At 48.1% G+C, this 21,646-nt stretch carries 18 protein-coding genes and 2 pseudogenes; 13 read left to right on the forward strand and 7 right to left on the reverse strand.

Going from position 1 to position 21,646, the window contains the following annotated elements; all coding sequences use genetic code 11:
- Window positions 1-99 precede the first annotated feature (99 nt).
- Genes folE through AM1_RS13890 form a run of 5 tightly spaced genes read left to right on the forward strand, consistent with a single transcriptional unit; the run spans window position 100 to window position 4,108 of the window.
- Entirely contained in the window at window positions 100-735 is a 636-nt protein-coding gene (gene folE / locus AM1_RS13870) for a GTP cyclohydrolase I FolE (protein ID WP_012163483.1), read from the forward strand.
- A gap of 24 nt (window positions 736-759) precedes the next feature.
- Window positions 760-1,734: a CobW family GTP-binding protein gene (locus tag AM1_RS13875; protein ID WP_012163484.1), complete on the forward strand. Its 975-nt coding sequence runs from the start codon at window positions 760-762 to the stop codon at window positions 1,732-1,734.
- Window positions 1,731-2,489: a CobW family GTP-binding protein gene (locus AM1_RS13880; RefSeq protein WP_012163485.1), complete on the forward strand. Its 759-nt coding sequence runs from the start codon at window positions 1,731-1,733 to the stop codon at window positions 2,487-2,489. The genes AM1_RS13875 and AM1_RS13880 overlap by 4 nt, the downstream gene beginning before the upstream one ends.
- A gap of 28 nt (window positions 2,490-2,517) precedes the next feature.
- The gene (locus AM1_RS13885) at window positions 2,518-3,330 is read left to right on the forward strand and encodes a metallophosphoesterase family protein (protein ID WP_012163486.1); all 813 of its coding nucleotides are present in this window, start codon (window positions 2,518-2,520) and stop codon (window positions 3,328-3,330) included.
- A gap of 25 nt (window positions 3,331-3,355) precedes the next feature.
- Window positions 3,356-4,108 carry a metallophosphoesterase family protein gene (locus AM1_RS13890; RefSeq protein ID WP_012163487.1) on the forward strand — a complete coding sequence of 251 codons (753 nt, stop codon included), beginning with the start codon at window positions 3,356-3,358 and terminating at the stop codon, window positions 4,106-4,108.
- Window positions 4,109-4,170: 62 nt separating this feature from the next.
- Here AM1_RS13890 and AM1_RS13895 read toward each other — a convergent pair whose 3' ends face one another.
- The 3 genes from AM1_RS13895 to AM1_RS13905 are packed head-to-tail and all read right to left on the reverse strand — an operon-like array spanning window position 4,171 to window position 12,203.
- Window positions 4,171-7,266, reverse strand: coding sequence for a pPIWI_RE module domain-containing protein (locus AM1_RS13895; RefSeq protein ID WP_012163488.1), 3,096 nt, complete (start codon window positions 7,264-7,266; stop codon window positions 4,171-4,173).
- Between the two features lie 10 nt (window positions 7,267-7,276).
- Window positions 7,277-10,708: a pPIWI_RE_Z domain-containing protein gene (locus tag AM1_RS13900; RefSeq protein WP_012163489.1), complete on the reverse strand. Its 3,432-nt coding sequence runs from the start codon at window positions 10,706-10,708 to the stop codon at window positions 7,277-7,279.
- Window positions 10,698-12,203: a restriction endonuclease-related protein gene (locus AM1_RS13905; RefSeq protein WP_041659854.1), complete on the reverse strand. Its 1,506-nt coding sequence runs from the start codon at window positions 12,201-12,203 to the stop codon at window positions 10,698-10,700. Before AM1_RS13905 ends, AM1_RS13900 begins: the two co-directional genes overlap by 11 nt.
- A 105-nt stretch (window positions 12,204-12,308) precedes the next feature.
- Here AM1_RS13905 and AM1_RS13910 point away from each other — a divergent pair, with 105 nt between their 5' ends.
- The 3 genes and pseudogenes from AM1_RS13910 (at window position 12,309) to AM1_RS42175 (ending at window position 13,641) form a co-directional block, all read left to right on the forward strand.
- Complete coding sequence (locus AM1_RS13910; protein WP_041659856.1) at window positions 12,309-12,644, forward strand: type II toxin-antitoxin system RelE/ParE family toxin; 336 nt, start codon at window positions 12,309-12,311, stop codon at window positions 12,642-12,644.
- Window positions 12,645-12,686: 42 nt separating this feature from the next.
- Window positions 12,687-12,947: pseudogene (locus AM1_RS13915) on the forward strand (helix-turn-helix domain-containing transcriptional regulator); the annotation flags it as partial.
- Between the two features lie 505 nt (window positions 12,948-13,452).
- Window positions 13,453-13,641 carry a hypothetical protein gene (locus AM1_RS42175; RefSeq protein ID WP_012163493.1) on the forward strand — a complete coding sequence of 63 codons (189 nt, stop codon included), beginning with the start codon at window positions 13,453-13,455 and terminating at the stop codon, window positions 13,639-13,641.
- A 34-nt stretch (window positions 13,642-13,675) separates the two neighbouring features.
- On the opposite strand, the pseudogene AM1_RS13925 reads toward AM1_RS42175, so the two are convergent.
- The 3 genes and pseudogenes from AM1_RS13925 to AM1_RS13935 all read right to left on the reverse strand — a co-directional run bounded on the left by AM1_RS13925 (window position 13,676) and on the right by AM1_RS13935 (window position 14,693).
- Window positions 13,676-13,989: pseudogene (locus AM1_RS13925) on the reverse strand (HigA family addiction module antitoxin).
- A 159-nt stretch (window positions 13,990-14,148) separates the two neighbouring features.
- Window positions 14,149-14,352, reverse strand: a complete 204-nt coding sequence (locus AM1_RS13930; RefSeq protein ID WP_012163495.1) for a hypothetical protein — start codon at window positions 14,350-14,352, stop codon at window positions 14,149-14,151.
- Complete coding sequence (locus AM1_RS13935; RefSeq protein WP_012163496.1) at window positions 14,349-14,693, reverse strand: hypothetical protein; 345 nt, start codon at window positions 14,691-14,693, stop codon at window positions 14,349-14,351. The genes AM1_RS13930 and AM1_RS13935 overlap by 4 nt, the downstream gene beginning before the upstream one ends.
- Before the next feature lie 454 nt (window positions 14,694-15,147).
- Here AM1_RS13935 and AM1_RS13940 point away from each other — a divergent pair, with 454 nt between their 5' ends.
- The 5 genes from AM1_RS13940 to AM1_RS13960 all read left to right on the forward strand — a co-directional run bounded on the left by AM1_RS13940 (window position 15,148) and on the right by AM1_RS13960 (window position 20,396).
- Window positions 15,148-16,185, forward strand: coding sequence for a CobW family GTP-binding protein (locus AM1_RS13940; RefSeq protein ID WP_012163497.1), 1,038 nt, complete (start codon window positions 15,148-15,150; stop codon window positions 16,183-16,185).
- Window positions 16,186-16,436: 251 nt separating this feature from the next.
- Window positions 16,437-17,471: a porphobilinogen synthase gene (gene hemB, locus AM1_RS13945; RefSeq protein ID WP_012163498.1), complete on the forward strand. Its 1,035-nt coding sequence runs from the start codon at window positions 16,437-16,439 to the stop codon at window positions 17,469-17,471.
- Between the two features lie 45 nt (window positions 17,472-17,516).
- Entirely contained in the window at window positions 17,517-18,758 is a 1,242-nt protein-coding gene (locus AM1_RS13950) for a metal ABC transporter solute-binding protein, Zn/Mn family (protein ID WP_012163499.1), read from the forward strand.
- Window positions 18,759-18,769: 11 nt separating this feature from the next.
- Window positions 18,770-19,540: a metal ABC transporter ATP-binding protein gene (locus AM1_RS13955; RefSeq protein WP_012163500.1), complete on the forward strand. Its 771-nt coding sequence runs from the start codon at window positions 18,770-18,772 to the stop codon at window positions 19,538-19,540.
- A gap of 16 nt (window positions 19,541-19,556) precedes the next feature.
- The gene (locus AM1_RS13960; RefSeq protein WP_012163501.1) at window positions 19,557-20,396 is read left to right on the forward strand and encodes a metal ABC transporter permease; all 840 of its coding nucleotides are present in this window, start codon (window positions 19,557-19,559) and stop codon (window positions 20,394-20,396) included.
- A 132-nt stretch (window positions 20,397-20,528) separates the two neighbouring features.
- Here AM1_RS13960 and dmeF read toward each other — a convergent pair whose 3' ends face one another.
- A complete protein-coding gene (gene dmeF / locus AM1_RS13965) occupies window positions 20,529-21,509 on the reverse strand; it encodes a CDF family Co(II)/Ni(II) efflux transporter DmeF (RefSeq protein WP_012163502.1) in 981 nt (326 codons plus the stop codon).
- Window positions 21,510-21,646 lie beyond the last annotated feature (137 nt).

Consider the following 21,646-nt stretch of genomic DNA (forward strand, 5'->3'; position numbering starts at 1 on the left):
AATGATTATCATTATATCTGTATAATGTCAGTTTGCTTTTGGATTAAAGCCGACTGGATCTCGAAGTTCCTCTTATCCCTTTCCGCATTAGGAGTTTGTATGACCGTGCCTTCCATCCCTTCATTTGTCCCTGAGACGCTTACCACTGAAGCTCAGCCCATCGTCTCGGAGGCCGAAATGGAGGCCGCCGTCCGCACGTTGTTGCTGGGTATGGGTGAAGATCCCGATCGCGAAGGCCTGCGAGATACCCCTAAGCGAGTGGTTAAATCTTTAAAATTTCTGTCTTCGGGTTATCAGCAATCCCTGGATGAATTGCTAAATGGGGCCGTCTTCTCCGAAGATCTAGATGAAATGGTACTGGTGCGCGATATTGACCTCTTTAGTTCCTGCGAACATCACATCTTGCCCATCATCGGCAAAGCCCATGTGGCCTATATCCCCAACGGCAAAGTGATTGGCCTGTCGAAAATCGCCCGCATCTGTGAAATGTATGCTCGGCGACTTCAGGTCCAAGAACGGTTAACCGCCCAAATTGCTGATGCCTTACAGGGTCTCCTGAAGCCCCAAGGGGTAGCTGTCGTGGTAGAAGCAAGCCATATGTGTATGGTGATGCGTGGGGTACAAAAACCCGGATCGTGGACCTCCACCAGCGCGATGCGAGGCGTCTTTTCCAGTGATGCCCGCACCCGCCAAGAGTTCTTTAACTTGGTTGCCCACGCACCCGCCATTCGCTAGTTCCGGCTTCAGCCGATCAGCACTATGCTTCCCGTCCCTGGACTCTTTGAATACCGTCTGCCCGTCACCCTGATCACGGGCTTTTTGGGGAGTGGTAAAACCACTCTGCTGAACCATCTAATGCGCCATCTGAGGGATCGACGCGCGGCGGTGTTTGTCAATGAATTTGGAGCCATTGACATTGATAGCCAAATTCTGGTGACCGTAGATGAAGATCTGGTGGCCTTGTCTAACGGCTGTATCTGCTGCCAGATCAGAGATGATTTTCTGATGGCCTTCCGACGGGTTTTGGCCTATAACCAAATGCAAACGTCTGCCGGAAAACGGGGGCTAGATGCCATTTTCTTGGAAACATCTGGGGTGGCCGATCCCTATCCACTGATGCTCACCTTTAGAGCGACTGAACTCTGGAGCTTAACCCGGTTGGATGCAATCCTGACCGTTGTGGATGCTGAGACCTTTACAGCTGAGTATTTCCAAAGTCAGGCTGCTCTTGCCCAAATTCAACATGGCGACATCATCCTGCTGAATAAAACTGATCTAGTGGATGACGAACAGCTTAGGTCTGTAGAAACAGAAATTCAGCGCTTCAAGCCCCAGGCCAGGATATTACCGATGACCTATGGTCAAGTTCCTCTTTCCAGCGTTTTGGATGTGGATCTCTATTCCGAGGACATGTCAACAGACTCCCCCTCAGGAGTCCAGCATCTGCAGAATGACGGGTTTGTCGCTGTCCCCTTTGAAAGCGATCGCCCCTTTAGCTTAAGAAAATTTCAGAAATTTTTGGACTATCAGCTCCCCTCAGAAGTCTTTCGAGCAAAAGGGGTTCTCTGGTTTGACGAAAGTCCCCACAGACATCTCTTTCAACTCAGTGGTAAGCGGAGCCAACTTCAGGATGAGGCTTGGCAAGATCCTCCCAGAAACCAACTGGTGTGCATTGGCCGTAACCTAGATGAAGAAGAATTACAACATCAGCTCCATCAGTGTCTTGCCCCATGAATAGTCCTTCTGTTATAGCCGTCGCTGGCCCCTGTGGCAGTGGTAAAACCACCTGGATTAACCAGTTTTTAAAAATTGAAACGGCTCCCTTCTTTTATTTCTATCCAGACCTAGACCGGAGCTCCGTTGACTTAATACGGATTGGCTATTCTTTCCCTAGGACCCAGGTGATGTCTGATCTGCAGGCTCCTCAGATGTTCTCCTCCCTGCCCGACGGAGCAATCATCTATCTAGAGCTAGATTTTCCTCAGCCCATAGAACCTCTCCTGCCGAAGGCGCTTCCTTGTCATCACGTGGCTTTACTGCCGCCTTATCTTCAAGATTCTGCCTGGCACGAATGGGCAGATGAGATTGTTCCAGGAAACAAAATTACGATTCCAAATGTAACCCAGCCCTCTGAGCGATGGCACGCCCCCTTGCAGGGGCAAGTCTTTGATCCTGCAAGCTTAGAGGTCGTGCTGACGGAACTGATCGAGGGAGCCTATGGTGATGTTGATCGTTTGAAAGGTATCTTTGAGATGCCCGATGGCCAAGCCCTTTATATTGATTTTGTGGCCGGGCTAGAGGGGGTTGAATATACCGAACTCAATATTCCTCGTTGGCTAGAGGGACGACCCGACCGCTGGAGTGGGATTGAAGTCATAGGCAACAATCTACAGCCTAAAATCATCTCCGAAACCCTCTTGGATGGAGGCCTAACTGATCAAATCATTGCCTATTATCAACAGCAATACCAAGCCTTAAGCCCTGCATAACCTTAAGCCCTTTATAAAATCGTTCAGTATGAAACTTGCGGTGATTTCCTGTATTCATGGCAATTATGAGGCCCTGAATACCGTGCTCTCTGATATTGATCAGCATCAAGCCGACCAAATTTACTGTCTGGGTGATTTAGTCGGTTATGGTCCCCACCCCAATGCTGTAGTGGAGATGATTCGTTCCCTCGATATTCCCACCTGTCAAGGCTGCTGGGACGAAGATGTGGTCGAAGGTCTCAATGCCTGTGAATGTAGCTATCCTTCCTTGATCGCAGAGAAGCGGGGAAGGCAGGCCCATGAATGGACGAACCAAGTCATCCATCCAGAGGTGCGGGACTATCTAGCCCAACTCCCCATGACCCTGCAGGCTGAGAATATGGTCTTTGTCCACGGGAGTCCCAACAGTCAGCATGAATATTTACTGCCTAGCATGGATGGATTTGCTGCCCTAGAGCGGGTAGTCTCCACCGACGCAGATGTCTTGTTCTGTGGCCATACCCATGTTCCCTATGTGCGGGAGCTAGAGGATGGCAAGCTCTCCGTGCGCGTTCACCAACCGGGACAAGACGACCAGCAGCACCAGTTCACGGCGTCCTTGAAGCGAATTATCAATGCCGGATCCGTGGGAGAACCCCGCCATGGACGTCCCAATGCGACTTACGTTCTCTATGACACCGATACGGCCCAGGTCACCCTTCGGGAGGTGCCTTATGACTACGAGAAGACCTGTGCAGCCATTGTTGACAAGGGCTTGCCGCCCATTTTTGCCTGGCGCTTGGCGCGAGGGATGGAGTTTGCAGAGCGAGCCGATGATCCTAGCCATGTATGTCAGCGGTAGCTGGCCCCAATTCAGGAGGTAGAAAATGGAACAGTGGGCAATTTTAAGCGGGATTGAGGGCAATCTCGGCGCCTATGAGGCGGTACTGGCCGATATTCGCCGACAGCGCGTGTCGGACCTGTATGTCTTAGGCGACTTTGTGGGCTTCCAGGGAGACAACGAGGCCGTGATCCAGCGACTCCAGTCTCCGGGTGTTGGCGAATTAGAACCTCAAATTTGTATCGGCTGGTGGGAGGAACAGTGCTTTAATTTGTACGGGTTGGGCGGCCTGCCCGATGCCCCAGAACTGGTAGAACAAGAGGGAGCCGATGCGGTTCAGCGTCTCTGGGAATCGGTCTCCCGGCAGTCTGTGCAGTGGATGAGATCACTTCACTTTGGGTTTCACGAATTAGACTGCCTGCTGATCCACGGCAGTACCGTGGGCTATGCGGATGAACTCACACCGGATACCCCGGCGATGCAATTGTGCGATCGCTTGATTCGAGCCGATGCCAACCATCTCTTCTGTGGCCGTTCAGGCCGCACCTTTGAATGCTGGGTCACTCCCACTCAGCTAAACTCTACCGTCACCACCCTAGATGGAACTCAACCTACCCAAGACCAAAGCAAATCGGCCCGGCGCGTCATCGGCGTCGGTTCAGTCGGATGCAATCCTGGGGAGGCTACCTACACCTTGTATAGCCCAGGCAGTAACCAGCTCTCTTTTAGAACTGTCAACTATGGGCAGGCCCAATACGGAAGAACAAAGAGAGAAAAAGTAAAAGGTTTCGGCTCCTGATAGGTTTTTCGCTTAAATGCAATGTCAGATAGTCTCAATGAGGTGTAACGATGTATCCATTCTTACGGAGAATCGCTATCTTCAGATTCTTCCATGATTTCGAAATCACTAATGTATTCCCGGACAACACGCTCGAAAAATAGTGGTGCCGGTAAAGTCGTAGATTCTGAATAGTGCCCGACTACATATCTTAAAGACTCAACAAGACAGGCTATTTGGTCAGGATCGTCTTCTTCCTGACATAAGGTCACGACAATCTCAATTGGATTGGGCGTTGGCCATTGCTTTATGAAAGGCATTTTTTCAGACAATTCTCGTACTTCGAGACCAGCGGCATTTTTTATAGTTTTTACCTTCTTTGTCAAACCCGAATTTTCTGAGGATCCATCATCATTCTGAATCTCTACAGCGGTGTGTGCTTGAGTAGTACGATAGCAGCTTTGACCTCTCCACTGTTGCTGAACAGCTCTACTGCCGATAGACAAGTATGTTTTGCATCCTGTTGAGTTAGATGTGGATAGCCTGAATAGCTTGCCGAGCGTACTAGAGGCAGATGGGATTTTGAGATCTGGGTCTGCTGTAGCTCTTTGTTTCAATTCATCTAAGGATCTCCCATCGTCCATGAACGTTTCCATAAGGTGGCGTACTTTCTCTTCAATGATTCCCGGCGTAAATCCTTGTCGTATACGAATCAATCTCGCACCTGCCCATTCTTTATGCATCCAATTGGAAACTCCTTCAAGGCGAATATCGTTCGCATCTATACGAGAATCAGCCAGCCAGGGCCATAAATACGCACAGTTGGTAGAATCTACCATTATTAGTGGATGCATGTTTTTCTCAACAGAGTCAGAAACAACGCATCTGACAAACTGCATGAAGTTTTTCTTGCGCATTTCACGATTATTTCCTATCTTGACGGGAGAAATCGCTGAAACTTTCGTGAGTGCATCAGAAAATCTTTCCCACTCAGTTATCTCAAGCTTATTCTCGTCTGCATAAGCGCAGCGCATATCGCATAGCCCCGTTTCAACCTGAATACGAATCGCGATAGGTAAAAAGGTACTTTCAATACGCCCTCTCACACGTCCCTTTTGTTTCCGAACGATAGTGATAGCGATAATTTCTTTAGGTTTAGATTCTGACGGTATCTTCAAGCACTCGTCAACTTTGGCTTTGATGCCCTCGACACGACCTGAATGCGCAGATAATAAATCTTTTAGCGCCTGCTGCGCTCGACGGGAATAGTCTACTAAATCAACTTTGCTCTCTTCCTTCGTCCTCTCCATCTGAGTGATAAATTGTACACAAGCGCCACCGACGCTAGCTAATGCTCTTCGTGTAGATGGTTTATTAATTGGATCATCTCGTTTATCTATGCCATTGTCTGTGAAAAACTTTGGAGCCAGCACAAGGCAGAATGTGTGCTCCTCTCTTGCAGCAATTTGATTAGCGATTGACTCCCATGCTTTAAGACGTTGTTTAGAACGCTCTTTCCCTTTTTTATTAGGTTCTGGAAGATCGTGTTTTGATCCATGTGTGTCTGGTGGTAAAGTGTTTGTCAAAATCTCAACGGATTTACCCCAGAGTAATTGAGCCGTCGCTTCCAGGAAGCTTAGCTCTTTTTGAAAGCCGTCTTGATAAAAGATGAAAAGAGATAGCTTTTTCCCTGGATATATTCTCTCTAGGGCACTACTGTTGCGGTCTCTGATCACCTTAAGTGCTTCAAATTCTTCCCTCTTTAATTCTTTAGTCTGAAGTCGCTTTCTCCCAGCGATAATAGCTTCTAACGAAAGACAAAATTTTTCTTTCATCTGTTTCTCAAGCTGATTATCGCTAAGTTTATTTACGTAGTCTGGTGTAAAATTAACTGACTCAGACTCTTGTGCTTCGAGCATAGCGCTTAATAGTGTTGGTAGCTTAATTTCTTTTTCTTTCTGTCGTCCGCTGCTTTTATTTTTGACAACCTCATAATCGGTAAAAGGTACTAAGCCAATAGAACGCACTAATTTCTCTATATTTACGTAGGCTTCTAACTTATCAGTCTCTGGTACGCCTACATCAATGCCATGTTTTTCCAGTCCGTTTCGATGCGTGAGGGCAAGCTGTGAGCCACCATAATCGGCCTTCTTCAGGACAATGTCTTGTCCACTAAATGCTTGCATACCCAAATCTAGCTGATTGCGAATAGCACCAAAGTCTTTAGCTGTTTTCCAACTCCACTCTTTGTTTTCTTTGCAGCAGACGACTTTGAAGCTGAATGTACGGCCTGGCAAATCTGGAGAAAATGCATAACCAAAAATATCGTTGCGATAGCGATCAGGTGCCTCAAGTGAATCCAGCCATCGACGCTTCGAGACATCTATCTCAATTACTGGCTGGTGGACTGAAGGAAAGGTGACGAGCTGTAGCTTCACCACCAAACTAAATCGGCCTTTATTCGTTATTGAGATCGGGGTAGTTACTAGCTCAGCAGTACTGCTCATAAATTTCCCGTAGCTAGAGATGACCCGCCTCATGGGACCGCAGCCTTTAAATATTTCTTGGCCTGCAATTAAACGAGCAATGTAATCTACAACTAACGTGTAGGCACGGCCGTGATCTGCTTTAGTCGTTCCAGTTTTCTGCTGCCATGGCCACGGCAGAAGAGTCATTTCAAAGGGACGACTGTGTATGAGATTGCCTTTCTCAGCCAGCTCTCGTATTTGTTCTAGTAATTTCTCAGGGATATCTTTCTTTTCGCAGAACGGTCTCAAGTCATTAGTAATCCAGTTATTCAAGACAAGTCGCAATCTCTTTGAAAGCTCTTCATCGTTATCGCTATCTATCAGACGTGCGAAGTCATAATTTTGCGGATTGCTACTGCGGATTTCTCTGATTAAAGTGCTTTTTAAGCACAAGTGATTCTCAATTCGATCAATTTCTTTTACTAGGACGTTCAGTAGTCCTCTTAACGATTGATAGGGAAGTTCTTTGTACTTTTCTTCTTCTCCATAGGCTGCCTTGTGAATGTCACTAAAGCTCTTTAGAGCTTGCCTTGTCCAGACAAGTGTTACGCCACTGGCGTGAATTGGCGGTAAGTCATCTGGAACTGTAAATGCCAAAGCAACATCACGCAGCTTTTTGATTTGACCAGGCTGAATGTAGTATTTTGTCATGGATAGCTAATCACTGTTCGTAGAAATGTGAGTATGAGTCGAAATCGTCTGTTTCGGGTGTCTCATCTGAAAGGTGCTGTGGCTCTTTGGGATACTTAACGCCAGCGATTTCTCTCAAGGGTTCTAAAAAAGCACCGTAGAGTTCTTGGTAAATTGAACGGTCAGTTGGATCGGGATGATTGATACAGTCTTCTAAAATGCTGCGCATTTGAACTAACATGCTGTCTCTGCCTGAATCCGGTTTGCCTAAAGCAGAGTTCATAGCCCAAGCAGCATCTACAAAGTAAACTGCGACGGGGCAACCGTTTCGCATACCTCGGCCGATGGTTTGTAGAATGGCAACCATTTGGTTCGCAGTGAAAGCCTTAAACAGCTCGGGACTCAGGCGACTGGCCATGATAGGCTCCCGCAGAAGTTGATTAGCCGTTCTCCACAGGTCTTTTCTGGCCTGTTGCCAAGAATTGGCGATCGCATCCACATCTTCTTCTCCAAACGTCCTGCTATCAAAATCCTGCGTTGCCTGCCCTGCCAAGCTATACAGCAACTGCATATCGTCGCTAGTAGGATGCGGCCGAGTCAAAAAGTAAATAGAGCCAATCGCCGCATCTAGCATTCGCGGCCCTTTTGTGAAAACGATATTAACGCCGCGACCGATTGCTAGCATCGGGAAAACAATAATGTCGCAACTATCATCATCACCTAAAGACTCGCACTGTCCCGTTGTTACATAGTCGTCAGATTTTTCTCCTTCTTTAAGGAATCGAACAACCGCCTTAGTGCGACGTCCGGTCTCTGGATAGTATCTATTTAGAAATGTTTTAACCATTCTTGCTTGTTCATAGCTATTCACAATGAGCGCTGCCTTCCGCTTTTGGCCACCGCGAACATCAAAATTATTGATAGATTTATAAATCTCAGACTGCCGGGCATCTTCGTTTCTCGTTCCACCCTTCACCAGTTCTTCAATCATTTTTTTGAGATTGCGTTCTCTAGATTCTCCGGCTCCGCTGTAACGTAGGGGTTGGCTTCTCCACTCTTTATCTGCCTGCCACTTAAACTCATACCGACTGGGTTCAGTTTTGTACAAAGGTTCAAGAGGTTTGAGAAGATAGTCCGGTTTGATGTTTACGTTGTAGGCAGGACTTGCCTCCAGGAATGAAGTTGCCGATGTTAATAGAGTCGCTGGGCCGCGATGATTATTGTCTGGAGATAGCAACTGATGAAATCGGTACATTAGCATTCGGGGGGCACCTACAAATGCTACGTACGATATTTCTACATTTCTAGCGTTTGTACGGGTTGTTTGTGCCTTAGAGAATGTGTATTTAACGCCAGAGAGCGAGCCAAGTAGACTGCTTGGGATCATCCGCCGTAGCGATCGCGAGGCTGTGGATTGAATAATTGGATCCCGAATCAAACCTTCTGCAACTAGAGCCCGAGTACCTGGAATGATACGCTGGTAGCCAAGAATAACGAACGTTACTACGATAAGTAGTTTGATAGCATCTGATTCCTTTCCGGTCGATGAATGATCAGGAAAGCAAATTGATAGATAGAACTGGGATATTTCCTGAGAGATTTCATCTCTTCGCTGCGCTAAGCCTTCTGCAAGATAGCGCTGAAAATGTTGAATGAGCGTGTCTCGTTTCTCTTCTAGCTCTGTTTCTGAAATCCTTAGAGTAGCCGCATTAAAAGAAAGGTTTTTCCACTCATCTCTATTGCTACTAGTACGGTTGTAAAAAGCGTTGTAGGCTGCGGTCTCCCAGAAATCAGTCAGCGCCCGACTGCGGTTAACCTTAAGTCTTCTACCCTCATCTGTCGGGGGCTTCTTCTCTTCAGGATTCAATCGGTTCTGCCCGTTCTCGTTTACTATTTCGCTAACGATTTTAAGAACAGTCAGTAGCTGGTTCTCGTATTTTTCTCCAATGTAAGACTCATTGAGATTTTGAACCGTTGTAACGAGCGCACTATTATGGTTTCCAAAGTCGGATAAGTGCCAGCTAAAAGTGGCAATATCGGGATCTGCTAGGCGATGATTGTCTTTGCCTGCAAAACGACTGTGAATTTGCTCTTGAATGGTTCTGTGAATAGATTTCTCTGAGCCAGAGATACTCAGTGTTGCCGCGCCGTAGGCATCTAGATTTGACTGCACCATATCCGCTTCATCGAACACGACTACATCAAAAGTCCGTGCAATCAGCTCAAAGTAGCGAATTCGCACTTGTACTGCATGAGACGAGACGGGTGTATCCATAGAGCGAATATGCCCGACCCATATGTTGGATGTAGTTAGCTCACGTACGGATTTGTTCCGTCCACACATGGTCCAAAGTGGACACAAGCAGGGTTTCAACTCTCCTTTGCTGTCACTTTGCAGAACAGCATTACAAGGCGCGTAGCCAAACCCCCACATTGATGTGTCCGCATTGGAAAAGGCAGGCAATACACAGTTGAGACTGAAAATATCTGCAACGCCTAGCGTATGGGAAAATCCTCTGTTCGGATATGCTGCCGCGATCGCCTCTGCTAAATTATCGGCATGGCGTCTGCGCGTTTCATCGCTTTGCCCTACCAACATACCGACTTTAACGGCATGAAACTGTAAAACGTCCATGTACTGCCTGGACACTTCAATAGAGGGAAAGACGAACATCGCTTTGTAGTTTTCTTGGGCTAGCCACATAGCAATGAGAATAAGGATTGTTGTTTTCCCTGATCCTGGTAATCCAATCAGATGCTTTATTCCCGCTAAAGTCAAAGTATCTGTTGGTTGTAGTCCATCTGCTGTGGGAACGGTCAGCATAAATCTCTCTAGCCGACTAGCCCATCGACCTGGACGCCGTTCAGGATAGTTTGCCTCCCGGTCGTCCATCTTGACAGCCAGTACTTTTAAGTCTTCGAGAGGAATTCGAATATTGTCTTGTAGCTGTCGATTCAGTGGATGGTAATGTCTTTGTGCGATTTTTGCTTCGATCGGCGGAATTGGAATTCTCGTCGATGTGGAGTCTGTGCCTAGCGCAACACTCATTGCCTGTCTTACCTCTGCAACCTTGGTCGTATTAGGTTGGTATGAAAGCGGCGCTCGCAAGATTTCCTTAGCTTGCGTAATCAAAGAATCTTCTAATGGATTTGTCCTTTCGAATGTCAGGTTTTGGGCATCGATTTGGTAGGAGCCTTGCGTTCCTTTCAGGTAGTGATGATTGTTGTAGATTGCGATCGCGTGATTAACAGAGCGCTGCGTGACATAGGCTAAAGACATCTGCCTCATATTGAAAATAGCTTGGCGAGCCTCGATCAGTGCAGAAGCATTCAGTATGCTGTGCATCCCGGACATTACCGCTGGTGCATGTTCTAAAGACTCACTGCCCACAAAAGACTCCATCAAAACGCAGAGCCAACAGATTTGGTTCGGACCGGTCCAAAAATTAGGTTTAACTCGCATAAGCAACCTCCTGTAAAAGCTTGATCACAGCAGATACAGGCAAAACTTCTACCGTTGCCGGATCGCCCTTTTTTGACAATGTAGATTGCAGAGTAGATAGATAGCTCGGGTTATCTGCAATGAGCTGATCGCTAATAGCAATGATGCGACGCTGATAGTAAACCAAGCCACCAATACTTTGGTTGAGTCGCAGTGCTAGTGAAACTGGGCTGATGTATGATTTTGCATCAATTCCAATCTCGTAGTCATTGAGTGATACATCACACAAATCTGACTCGGGGTACAGCTCAGCTCTGAGACCTTGCTGTTTCGCAGTGTCGAAAATGGCAAGTTCGTCAATACCTGGGCCCGTCCAATAGGTCAGAATCTGAGGCTTCGCTACGAGTAGGCGATGCTGCTCCGGGTCCAACGCCTCACTTACTTTCGGCGTATAGCGACTATTACATTGCCGAATCGGACATCGTCCTTCCTTAAAGCGCTGGTCATTTGGATGTGGGTGCATCAGGGTTCCGCAGTAAGCACATCGATTTGCTTTGCCTTTGATTAACCAACTCTCAGGGATTTGATCGAAGAACGTGTCGACAATCCTTTCTTGCAGTGGCAACAGTTGACGATCTTCGAGATAGTCCCAAAGTGCCTTTTCTCCGATGAGTGAGTGCCGAACTGCAAGTTCGCGGAGTGCTGTATACCCAAGGTGTTGTCTGCGGGTGCCCAGTTGTTCTGTATATGTTTTGAGTCGCTGATACAGGCGGTACTCAACAACATTATCTTCCCCCCAGCCTCCATTAGCTTGTGCGACTTCAGTGCAATCTGACGTGGGCACATATAGGTCTGGATCAATAAGAACGACATCCGAAAATCGAAAATCGTTCTGACTAAAAACCTTTAACCGCCAATCTTCGGAACGGAAACTGTGTCGGGCGCGATCTAGCACAGTATGGACACAGGCAGCTTTATCTGGTGTGCCCTCCTCTATGTATAAGCGGCCTAGCTTACACATCGCTCGATAGAGTTCGGACGGCATGCTGTCGTTTTGTCGGACAATTTCTTGATTAAGAACGCGCGTGTACTGCTTCAGAATGCCTTGAGCCAGCAAAACGACAGCATCTTCTGCAGTGTCTATGATGTTGTGTAGACTAGCTGCAAAAGAATGACCTTGTGCGATCGCAGCCGACCAGTTGGGGTCTCTATTTTCCGACTCAGCTAAAATCTGCCTCTCCATATCAGCATCCGAAAAATTAGGCAGCACTTCTCCAATGGATGCTAATGTCCAGCCCCTTTTCAAGAGCAGCGCTGTTGCCAATCCTTCTAAAATCTGGCGAAACCCAAACTTTTTACCTTTAGGTTGGGAGAGTAGTTTCTTCGATCGCCAAAGCCGAATTGTCCGCAGTGCAGGCGGTTCTATCAAGATATTCAATAAACCAGTCTGATGCTGAATTTCTTCAGTCAGATCTTTGGCAGACCCACTCCAACGGCGCACGCGGTCGAATTGCATTTATCCAAGCGATAGATTACATTAATCAATGATTACACCATTTAGTGTAAAAATTGAATCTGTTTCACAAATGTATTAAGTTGACCCTCAATAAGGCACAAAGCTATGGACACGTCTCCACAGGAAATTCGCCTATATCTGCGACCAGACGGTAGCTGTCCCTTTGCGCAGTGGCTAGAAGGTTTGCGAGATCGGCGTGCAAGAGCCAAAATCAGGCAGAGCTTAGATAGGATTGAGCTGGGCAATATGGGTGACTTCAAGCCTGTCGGCAAAGGCGTCTTGGAGGCTAGAATTAAGTACGGCCCAGGATATAGAGTTTATTTTGCTCGTGCAGGTCGGCAAGTTGTCTTGCTGTTGTGTGGCGGAGACAAAAAGACGCAGAATAAGGATATCCTCAGAGCACAGCAGTATTGGATGGACTTTCAAAAGTACAAAAAATAGAAAACATCTAAAAGCTACCACTCGTACCTAGTCGAATCGCTAAAGGATAAAGAAGAAGCAGCCGCTTATCTAGATGCCGTGTTTGAAGATGGAAGTCCAGAAGAAGTGGCGCTAGCACTCAAAAATGTTGCAGAAGCTCGTAGACAATCAGTCGATACCTCACAGACAAGCAACGCTGACTGGGAAAAGTGCTACCACTTACTTGAGCAATCAAAAATGCCAGCTTTGCCTATGCTTTTGATGCTATTGAGTGAGTTGGGATTAAAACTGACTGTCACTGTAAAGCAGGGGCAACCAACGTAATTCATACTTATCTACTCAGATAACATCTACGAGTTGCAAGCATTTGATGTCAGAGTCAAAATCATCGAGCCAGGTGGAATCAAAACGAACTTTATCCATAGCGATACGACATGGGCAAACTCTGTTGACAGTCCTTATCATGAACTCACGCAACAAGTGAAATCCTTCAGAAAGCGGCTAAATGAATCATTGTCAGGGCCACAGAAAGTCGCTGAAGCGATTTATCAGGCAGCTAATGACCAGTCTGGTAAGCTACGCTATTCTCCACATGGACAGGCGTTTCTATTACTACACGCATGCTGCCTGATAGGCTATGGCGATCGCTCGTAGGCCGGATGATGCGAAGAAAGAACCTTGGGTCTAAATCGCTTAGATGATGCTCGATAGTGTTAGAGGGTAATGGTGCGATCGCCTAATTCGAGCCGATGCCAACCATCTCTTCTGTGGCCGCTCAGGACTCGCCTTTGAATGTTGGATTGAGCCAGGAGATCTACGCTCCACGGTTATGACTCTGGATGGCACTCAGACGATCCCAGCACAAAAATACACGCCTCGACGCATCATTGGTGTAGGCAATGTTGGCCGCCATCCCGGACAGGCGACCTATACCCTTTATAATCCTGCCAACAATCAAATCACCTTCAAAACCGTGAAATATAGTAAAACCAAAGGCTTTGCTGTGCAGAACTCCTAGGGGTATTTTGGGAAATCGATGCCTGTGCGATCGCTTATTGCTTTGAACGCTCACTCCCTAGGGCAACCACTTCTCTATTCAGTTGCTCCCCTACTTCATCTTCAGCCACATCCAAGTCGTAATCCATTTGCAATCCCAACCAAAAGCGCGGCGACATATTGAAATAACGAGCTAAACGAAGGGCTGTATCCGCCGTAATACGGCGCTTTCCATGAACAATTTCGTTAATCCGTCGTGCAGGGACTCGAAGTGCCAGAGCCATCTGATTTTGACTAAGATTCATTGGCTTGAGAAACTCTTCAAAAGTACCTCACCAGGATGTACTGGCATCAGCTTATCTTCATTCATACTTCTACCTCGGTGACAATCAACGATCTCTGCGTCTAAAGCATCACCGTCTTACCATAAAAAACCAATTCGCTACTGATTGGGCTTCAGCGGTGATAGAGATCATCGAGTCACCATCAAAGTGTTAAGTCCATCTGTTGCAAATCCTAACTAGACAAGTCAGGGACTTAGCGGTTGCTTGTTGTCACGATTTGAGGATTTCTGAATGCGTTTCAGCCTTTGCTGACGAATCTCCTCATCGAATCTAGCGAGCACCCCATCGAGCTGCAACCCTAATTCTTCAATTTCTAGACGAGCGCGATTCAGGTTATCTAAGAGACGTTGATCAACCGATGGATCGGGCATCAATGGTTGGTTTGTCATGGTAACTCCCACTCAGTCCTGATTTCTTGAATACTTTGTTCCAGTGCTGGCAGTCTAGCTTCCGTATTCAAGATGCTCTGCATCACTAGCTCTAGCATATCTCCTGGAACATGAGGCTGAACATTGAAAATCCGAATTTGTAGACTCGAAAACTGGGAGAATCGCTCAGTAGCTTGCTCCGCAACACTGTGCAAATCATCAAGATAAACAATTGTCCGTTCTGTTTCACCAAATGTGTTGAATAGGGCAAACTCAGCAGTTCTGGCATTCTCGATAACATCAGCTAATTGCCGCTTTAATCTCCAGATTCTCTCAGAGACCTCGTTTGGAAGTTTTGCCATACTTGTTGTGTCGGGAGCAACCTCTACTGCTGGTAAGAGGTTACCACCTACTTGTGCGCTCAACTGACTGATAATCTCTCAACGTCAGATCCCACAGCAGAATTAGGATCTAACGTTGGTCATCACCGGGTTGCCGCTAGCGATGTGGGTTTCCAATTCGGCCTGGTTCGGAAACTCTGCTATCTCACAGACTACTCACCCTGCATAAGGTATCGATATAATGCCACCGCTTGATGTAGTCAATGATAATGATTATCATTTTAATTGCACTTCCTCACTCCACATGCACCTATGTCTACGGTGACGCCTGCTCTTTCCCCCGCCCTCGCCACAAGTGTGCGGCGCTTTAAACAACTCTCTGCTCCCAAGCGACCGTAAGACTATCTGCTGCAGCGATTCGCCCTGAAGCTTATACATCCAGAGCCAACTCACTCACCTCAACCGGAGTTCACTCATGATTCAATCTCCCACTCAACAAGCCTCACCCCAAACCGATCTGAAACTTCCCAAACGAGGGTTGCCCGTGACAATTATTACGGGCTTCCTTGGCAGTGGGAAGACCACACTGCTCAACCATATTCTCCAAGACTGCCAGGATCTAAAAGTCGCGGTGTTGGTCAATGAGTTTGGCGATATCGATATTGATAGCCAGCTCTTGGTTTCTGTTGAAGAAGATATGGTACAGCTCAGTAATGGCTGTATCTGCTGCACCATCAACGACGACTTGGTGGAAGCGGTCTACAGCATTTTGGAGCGGAACGAGAAGGTGGATCACTTGGTGATCGAAACAACGGGGGTGGCCGATCCATTGCCCATAGCACTCACGTTTGCGATGCCGCCCCTACGGAATTTAACCCAGCTAGATTCCATCGTCACGCTAGTGGATGCAGAAGCCTTCTCCCCCCAACATTTTGAGAGTGAAGCCGCCCTTAATCAAGTGTCCTATGCCGATATTATTGTGCTTAATAAAACGGACTTAGCTGCCCCTCAACAGGTAGATACGTTGGAGGCATGGGTTCGAGAGCAGAAATGGGGGGCACGAATTTTGCGATCGCAAAACAGCAACATCCCCCTGCCATTGATTTTAGATACCAATCTCTTTCAGCCAGAGCGCTATACCGCAGAAGCAAAAGCAATGGCTGAGACGACGCATGATCACCATGCCCCTCACTGCCACGACCACCACCATCACTCCAACCATCTCGTCAATGATGGGTTTGTATCGATGGCATTCGAAAGCGATCAACCGTTTGATTTGGACAAATTTCAAGATTGGCTCGCCGATGATCTGTCAGAAAACGTCTTCCGAGCTAAGGGATTCCTATGGTTTGGCACCATTACCCCCCGCTATATCTTCCAGCTCAGCGGCAAACGCTACACCTTAGACGCAGACAAGTGGCCTGGAATACCCAAGACACAGCTCGTCCTGATTGGTCGCGAGTTAGATGCCCCAAAACTACAGCATCAGCTTCGAGACTGTTTAACCTCTTAGCCGATCTCATCCACATCCATAACTCATAAAGAGTCTGAGCGAGATTCCTCAGGATTAACTGGGGGATCTAGCCAAAGCTGAGGTTCTAACTCACTGCAGCAGCATATACAGATGCTATGGCATCGTCAGAACCTGAGAACGAAAAAGCTCTCAGTACCGAGATATTCCCACGAAAGAAAAAGATTTTCTGAAGCCTCTGCTTAGTCCAATTTCCTAGGATATGATAACGATTATCATTCTTCTCAATCCTTATGGTCATTTCCCAACCTAAGCCCCAAGAATCTGAGGTCAATCCGTCCGTTAGCACCCCTGCTATCCGCCATCGACCTCGGCGGTTACGACGCACTGACGCCTTGCGGCGATTGGTGCGGGAAACTCAGTTAACCCTCGATGATCTGATCTATCCCGTGTTTGTGCGAGAGGGGACGGAGATTGAGGAGGCCATTCCATCCATGCCCGGGATTTATCGCTACTCCCTGGATGTATTGCTCAAGGAATTGGCAGTCGTGTTACGACTAGGGATTAAAGCCATTGCCCTGTTTCCCCTTATCCCGGCTGAACAAAAAGATAATGCGGGCACCGAAAGTTATAACCCCGAGGGTTTAGTGCCTCGCACCGTTAAAGCGATCAAGGCGGAATTTCCTGAGCTTCTGGTGATGACTGATGTGGCCCTAGACCCCTACAGCAGTGCAGGCCATGACGGGATTGTGGAAGACGGCGTCATTCTCAATGATGAAACCGTAGACGTGTTAGTGAAACAAGCCCTATGTCAGGCCGAAGCAGGCGCTGACTTTGTCTGTCCTTCAGACATGATGGATGGTCGAGTGGGCGCCATGCGCCAAGCCCTGGATGCTGACGGGTGGACCCAGGTGGGAATTTTAGCCTATTCCGCCAAATATGCTTCAGCCTACTATGGTCCCTTTCGCGATGCCCTAGACTCTGCTCCCCAGTTTGGGGATAAGAAAACCTATCAAATGGACCCTGCCAACGCCCGCGAAGCCTTGAAGGAAGTGGCTTTAGATGTGAGTGAAGGTGCAGATCTAGTGATGGTCAAACCGGCCCTCGCTTACCTGGATATTATTAGCCAGATTAAGCAAGCCACCACCCTACCTGTGGTCGCCTACAACGTCAGCGGTGAGTACGCCATGATTAAAGCCGCCGCTGAACGAGGATGGATTGATGAACCGTCCGTAGTGCTGGAAACCTTAACCAGTATGAAACGAGCGGGAGCCGATTTAATTTTGACCTACTTTGCCAAGCAGGTTGCACTGACCTGGCTTCCATAAAATTGCCCTGCGTTTGCCCTTGTCTCAACTATTAGGAATGTTGCCATGACCCCTAACTCTTCTCGTCCCTCTCGGCTGCAAAAATACCAACTCTCCATCGCTCTGCTGTCGGCACTGGCCCTGGGTAGCTGTGCCTCGACTCCTTCAGAGGACCCCAATTCTACTCAAGGGGACTCGAAGCTCCAGATAACAACGACCTTTTTACCCATTACCAATTTTACGAAAGCAGTAGCCGGTGATCGTGCCCAAGTGACGCAGCTTTTGCCCAACAATATTGGTCCCCATGACTACCAGGCAAAACCCGAAGATGTCCAGAAGCTAGCCAAGGCTGATGTTCTAGTCATGAACGGTCTAGAAATGGAAGCCTTTCTAGAAGACATGGTCAAAAATGCGGGCAATAATGAGTTAGCCATGGTTGACTCCAGTGAAGGCATTGCCGTTATTCCCAACGAAGAAGAGCATGGGGATGACCATGATGAGCACAAAGGCGAAAAGCATGAGGACGAGCATGACCACGACGACCATGAAGGTGAAGACCATAAAGACGAGGATCATGCCGAAGACAAGGACCATGATCATGACGAAGATCATGCTGAAGGTGAAGATCATAAAGACGACGACCACGCTGAAGGCAAGGATCATGACGAGGAGAAAGACCATGCCAAAGGCGGCCATGACCATGACCATGGCGAAAATAATCCCCATATTTGGCTGGATCCGAAGCGAGCCATTCAGCAGGTTGAAAATATTCGAGATGGTCTAATTAAGGCGGACCCGGACGGGAAGTCGACCTATGAAGCCAATGCCGCTGCCTACATCGATGAATTGAAAAAACTCGATACGGAATTTACCGAGCAACTGAAGCCCTTTGCCGGTAAAACCTTCGTCACCTATCATGACTTTGCGGACTACTTTGCCCGTAGCTATGATTTAGAGGTGGAGTATCTGGTCGGCATTCCCCACGAGAATGCCTCCCCCGAAGATGTTAAGCGAGTCATTAACGCTGCGAAATCTTCGAACCTGAAGACCCTACTGTCTGAGCCTCAAGCTTCGGGTAACCCATTTGCAGCCCTGGCCCAGGATCTTAAGGTTCAGGTGGGCACGTTTGATCCCATAGAAACTGGCGGAACAGATGCCCTTGAGGCAGATTATTACTTGACAACTATGCGAGAAAATCTTAAAAATCTGACCACCGCCTTTGGTAACCAGCCTCAAGCTTGGGTGCCAGCGCGACCCAGACAACGGACTATCGCAACCTTGCCCCAGTGGGTTCAGGTGAAATTCTAGGAGGTTCAAATTTGCCAGAGGCCATTCTGCGGGTTTCAGGACTAACGGTTGTTCGCGACAAGCATGTTGCTGTCGAACAGGTATCGTTTGCCGTGCAGCCGGGGACTAATGTGGCCATCGTTGGCCCCAATGGCGCGGGAAAGAGTAGCTTGATTCAAGCTGTTCTGGGGGTACTCCCGCGTCAGGTGGGCCAGGTAGAGGTGCTGGGTCATACCCTGAGTCCCCAAGGCCGACTGCCAACCAAGATTCGGGATGCGATCGCATATCTACCGCAAAACTTTAGTTTCGATCGCCGGATTCCCATGACCGTCGAAGAAGTGGTGGGCTTAGGCTGGCATACCCTCGGTCTCCAGTGGCCCTGGACCGGGCATAGAGCGAGACAGATTGCGGTTCGTCAAGCCCTGGGCCAGGTGGAGGCGCTCCATCTGAAACGAAAACGGATCAGCGATCTATCGGGGGGCGAAACTAAGCGAGTCCTGCTGGCCTATTGTCTGGTTAGGCCGCGTCGTTTGTTGATTTTAGATGAGGCCCCTGCAGGTCTAGATCTGCGGGCGGAAGCAGAATTCTACCAATTGCTGAACCAGCTCAAACAACAGCATGGATGGGCCATTTTACAAGTCTCTCACGATCTGAATATGGTGCAGCGCCAGTGTGATCATGTGTTGTGTATTAACCGCACGTTACTCTGTGAGGGAGTTCCTGAAGTGGCTCTGTCTAGGGAAAGCTTGAGCACAGTCTATGGTCCCGAATTTGCCCGCTATCACCATTCCTGTTCGTTGTAGTTTGTAACCCCATTCCATGCCTCTTGCCAGCGAAATCACTCGAATTATCGACCTGTTTCAGTTTCCGTTTATGCAGCGGGCAGTGATCAGCGGCATCCTGACTGGACTAGCAGGCGGGATGCTCGGCAGCTTCACGATTCTGCGACAACTCTCGTTTTTTAGCGATGCGTTGGGGCACTCTACCCTGCTGGGTCTTAGTTTCGGGATACTGTTGGGCTGGAATCCCACAGCAATTGTCCTCCCTTTTGCGGTCTTATTTGCCTTGGGCGTGACCTATCTGCTGGAACGAACGCGGCTATGGACCGATGCGCTACTGAATATTGTCTACTCCTCTTCCTTGGCCCTCGCGGTTATTGTTCTTAGCTTTACTGGAACCTACAAAGGAGGGATTCATCAACTGTTATTTGGCGATATTTTAGCGGTGCACACGACTGATTTGTTTATTTGTGGGGCTTTGCTGCTGGTCTGCGCGCTGTATATGGGGCTGACATTTCGGACGCAGATGCTGATTACCCTGAATGAACCTCTTGCAGTTGCACGCGGTGTATCCGTCTCATTCCATCGAACCACTTTTATTGTGCTTCTGGCATTGGTCGTGGGGATTTCAATCAAAGCCGTCGGAGTACTCTTGATTAGCGCCTTTATCGTAATTCCAGCCTGTGCATCGCGATTACTTTGTCGCCAATTCAAACATCATATTGTTCTCTCGGCCAGCTTAGGAGCATTCAGTGCAGTAGTGGGGATGCTGTTGTCAGCGGGACTAAACTTACCCTCCGGTCCAAGCATCGTAATCGCTCAACTGGGGATTTTTATGGGGGCGATGATTTACCCTCAATTTTATAAAGCCGTGGCTTAGTGCGGTTCAGCTTCCCCACTGGCCCAAATTAGATGACTCTTATCAAAAGTGATTCTCGTACCAGCGCTATCCACCCCGCAGCCGATTCTACCGAGGTCATGTTCATTTCATTTGATTTTCAGCTACCCATTATCACCCTAGTGTCGCCGATGCTGGGTTTAGACTGTGGTCGATATCCAAACAAGGCTCACCATGACAGGGATTGACCTCAATAAGCACATGCGAGAGAGATGGAATCTGACTGAGGAGGCTCTTGTAATACTCTGGCGCTTGCGGATAGTGGGTGACTAGCGAAACCGTTGCAGACAGATGCTTTTGGCTGACACGCCAAACATGCAGATCGACCACACGATTATCCGCATCGTCTTCAATGGCGTTTAAAATATCCTGCTTGATGTGCTTATCAATGCCGCCATCCAGCAAGATTGAACCCGTTTCACTCACCAAGTCGGAGGCCCATTTAGTGATAACTCCGGCCCCCACGATTCCCATGGCGGCATCCAGCCAGATCCAACCTAGAAACTTCCCAGCAAATAAAGCAATGATGGCCAAAACAGAGGTGAGGGCATCCGCTAAAACGTGGACATAGGCAGCCCGCAGATTGTGATCCGCATGATGGTGGTGACCATGACTGCCATGATGATCGTGGCTATGGCCGTGATCATCATGGAGTAACCAGGCACTCACTAAATTAACCACTAATCCAAGAATGGCCACGCCAATCGCTTCGTTAAACTGAATCGTCTGGGGCTGGAAAAATCGACCGACGGATTCAAATGCCATGACAAACGCGACGACCGCAAGCGCAACAGCACTAGCAAACCCACCCAGTACACTGACTTTGCCCGTACCGAAGGTATATCTAGCATCAGTAGCATGTTGGCGAGCATAGCGATACGCAAACACTGTGATACCAAACGCTGCTACATGAGTGGCCATATGCCAGCCATCCGCCAACAGGGCCATCGAACCCAAAATAGTACCTGCTGCAACCTCAGCAATCATCGTGGCTGCGGTGATCAGCATCACGATCTTGGTATTTTTCTCCGCTTGATTCTGATTAACCGAGAAGTCGTGAGAATGTTGCCACTGATCAAGGGTTTGAATATGCATTGAATCTCTAAATCCTTGAGTTGAAGACTTTACCAATCAGTATTCCTGAATTTTACAACCCCACTGGATGCCCCTACGAGATGGGGTGAGAGGAGAGAGTGATACGGCGCTCAATTGCACCTCACAGAATTTAGACT

The sequence above is a fragment of the Acaryochloris marina MBIC11017 genome, from assembly GCF_000018105.1.
GTDB lineage: Bacteria > Cyanobacteriota > Cyanobacteriia > Thermosynechococcales > Thermosynechococcaceae > Acaryochloris > Acaryochloris marina.

Coding starts and splice junctions, on each gene's coding strand:
- AM1_RS13875 (WP_012163484.1), top strand. CDS start 760: ATGCTTCCCGTCCCTGGACTCTTTGAATACCGTCTGCCCGTCACCCTG.
- AM1_RS13960 (WP_012163501.1), top strand. CDS start 19,557: ATGCCTCTTGCCAGCGAAATCACTCGAATTATCGACCTGTTTCAGTTT.
- folE (WP_012163483.1), top strand. CDS start 100: ATGACCGTGCCTTCCATCCCTTCATTTGTCCCTGAGACGCTTACCACT.
- AM1_RS13910 (WP_041659856.1), top strand. CDS start 12,309: ATGGACACGTCTCCACAGGAAATTCGCCTATATCTGCGACCAGACGGT.
- AM1_RS13900 (WP_012163489.1), bottom strand. CDS start 10,708: ATGCGAGTTAAACCTAATTTTTGGACCGGTCCGAACCAAATCTGTTGG.
- hemB (WP_012163498.1), top strand. CDS start 16,437: ATGGTCATTTCCCAACCTAAGCCCCAAGAATCTGAGGTCAATCCGTCC.
- AM1_RS13890 (WP_012163487.1), top strand. CDS start 3,356: ATGGAACAGTGGGCAATTTTAAGCGGGATTGAGGGCAATCTCGGCGCC.
- AM1_RS13930 (WP_012163495.1), bottom strand. CDS start 14,352: ATGACAAACCAACCATTGATGCCCGATCCATCGGTTGATCAACGTCTC.
- dmeF (WP_012163502.1), bottom strand. CDS start 21,509: ATGCATATTCAAACCCTTGATCAGTGGCAACATTCTCACGACTTCTCG.
- AM1_RS13880 (WP_012163485.1), top strand. CDS start 1,731: ATGAATAGTCCTTCTGTTATAGCCGTCGCTGGCCCCTGTGGCAGTGGT.
- AM1_RS13885 (WP_012163486.1), top strand. CDS start 2,518: ATGAAACTTGCGGTGATTTCCTGTATTCATGGCAATTATGAGGCCCTG.
- AM1_RS13905 (WP_041659854.1), bottom strand. CDS start 12,203: ATGCAATTCGACCGCGTGCGCCGTTGGAGTGGGTCTGCCAAAGATCTG.
- AM1_RS13895 (WP_012163488.1), bottom strand. CDS start 7,266: ATGACAAAATACTACATTCAGCCTGGTCAAATCAAAAAGCTGCGTGAT.
- AM1_RS13935 (WP_012163496.1), bottom strand. CDS start 14,693: ATGGCAAAACTTCCAAACGAGGTCTCTGAGAGAATCTGGAGATTAAAG.
- AM1_RS42175 (WP_012163493.1), top strand. CDS start 13,453: ATGACTCTGGATGGCACTCAGACGATCCCAGCACAAAAATACACGCCT.
- AM1_RS13950 (WP_012163499.1), top strand. CDS start 17,517: ATGACCCCTAACTCTTCTCGTCCCTCTCGGCTGCAAAAATACCAACTC.
- AM1_RS13940 (WP_012163497.1), top strand. CDS start 15,148: ATGATTCAATCTCCCACTCAACAAGCCTCACCCCAAACCGATCTGAAA.